Genomic DNA, 1,279 nt, shown 5'->3' on the forward strand with positions numbered 1-1,279 from the left:
AGTGTCGATGTTATTGTTTTTAAAACCAAAAGTGACTATTCAACCTACTCCAGCTTCCTTTTTGATAACACAACCAACAACGGCGGACAGTTCCTTGAGCGAGACCCATCAAAACAAGGAAATGTACCTCGATTCGTCGCTTATCAAAACGGATGGGACGACGACTTTTCGATTCTAAACTTAGAGCACGAATATGTGCATTATTTAGATGGTCGATTCAACCAATACGGTGACTTCCACGACACAATGCGCGAAGGCAGTATCGTGTGGTGGTTGGAAGGTTTTGCTGAATACATGTATTACAAAGAGGGCTACAATGCTGCTCTAGTACTTGGCAAAGAAAAGACGCACACATTGGCAGACGTGTTCAGTACGAACTACAGCGACGGTTTAAACCGTGTGTACCGCTGGGGCTACTTAGCTGTGCGCTTCATGATAGAGAAACACCCTGAAAACGTTACTGAACTGTTAGGTTACTCGCGTACCGGCCAATACAAAGAGTGGGTAAAACTGCTTGAACGATTAGGGCCTGCTTACAATACCGAGTTTCATTCGTGGCTGGATGAGGTGACGAAAGACATTGACGATTCGGATATTTCTCAGCCAAAACCGAAAGAGAAGCCTAAGAAAATCGAACTCAATACCAGCATCCAAGTAAGCGGTAAAAAGTTCTCTGAAACGCTCTTCTTTGTCGATGTTTCAGAAAGTTATAATCAACTGGAAGTGTCTATCTCCGGCACTGGTGATGCCGATCTATACGCTTGTTACGACAAAGTATGCCACTACTTCGAGTACGAATGGTCGAACTACACCCATGGTAGTAACGAAACGATTTCAATCCCAAAAAATGAAGACGGGTCGATCAAAATGGGACAATACTATTTCAGTATCAGTGGTCGTGAAGAATTCGACGTAGAACTGTCTGTTGTTGCGAAATAAATTGCTATCATCGTTCATTAGGCACCTGTTTTCTCGATGGTGCTTAATGAACATTAAATATTATTTATAGAGGTATTATAATTCTTAATTTCCTGACGTAATAACTTTAGATATAGAATATGAAACGATGTTTAAGTGTGAGTCAAACATAGTAATAGTAAACGGATAAAGTGGATAATATGAAAAGGAATATGCCTTACCTACCTAGCTTCAAATTGACTGACTTTGATATAAAAACGTTAGTACAACCTATCCTCTGTCCTAGAAGCCAAGAAATTCAATATTACGAAACTTTGTCTAAGATAAGCACTTTTGATAAAAGCAACATAAACAACGATGT

Annotated in this window: 1 protein-coding gene and 1 pseudogene; both read left to right on the plus strand. The window is 40.0% G+C overall.

Going from position 1 to position 1,279, the window contains the following annotated elements; genetic code table 11:
* The coding region (locus R8269_RS24765; RefSeq protein ID WP_318222850.1) for a collagenase at nt 1-939 on the plus strand (939 nt) is incomplete at its 5' end.
* A 179-nt stretch (nt 940-1,118) separates the two neighbouring features.
* Nucleotides 1,119-1,279, plus strand: a pseudogene (locus tag R8269_RS24770) (EAL domain-containing protein); the annotation flags it as partial.

Source organism: Vibrio sp. Vb0667 (genome assembly GCF_033391095.1).